This is a genomic window from Mesorhizobium sp. M7A.F.Ca.MR.362.00.0.0, assembly GCF_004023175.1.
Taxonomy (GTDB): domain Bacteria; phylum Pseudomonadota; class Alphaproteobacteria; order Rhizobiales; family Rhizobiaceae; genus Mesorhizobium.
The window spans coordinates 1-250 of sequence record NZ_RZTF01000719.1; the positions used below are offsets into that span (position 1 = coordinate 1).

General features: G+C 64.4%; 1 protein-coding gene. It reads left to right on the forward strand.

From position 1 onward, the window contains the following. The coding region (locus tag EOC06_RS44565) for a 3,4-dihydroxy-2-butanone-4-phosphate synthase (RefSeq protein WP_245470419.1) at window positions 1–250 on the forward strand (250 nt) is incomplete at both ends.

Consider the following 250-nt stretch of genomic DNA (forward strand, 5'->3'; position numbering starts at 1 on the left):
GTGCAAGCTCGCCGGCCTGCCGCCGGTCGGCGTCATTTCCGAGCTGGTCAATGATGACGGCACCGTCAAGCGCGGCCCGCAGGTGCAGGCTTTCGCCGAGGAGCATGGGCTGAAGCAGGTTTCGGTCGCCGACCTCATCGCCTACCGGCAACGTAAGGAAACTCTGGTCGAACGCGTCGCTTGCTCGGAAATCGACACGCTCGGCGGCAAGGCACAGGTCTTCACCTACACGCTGCCGTGGGACTCCATG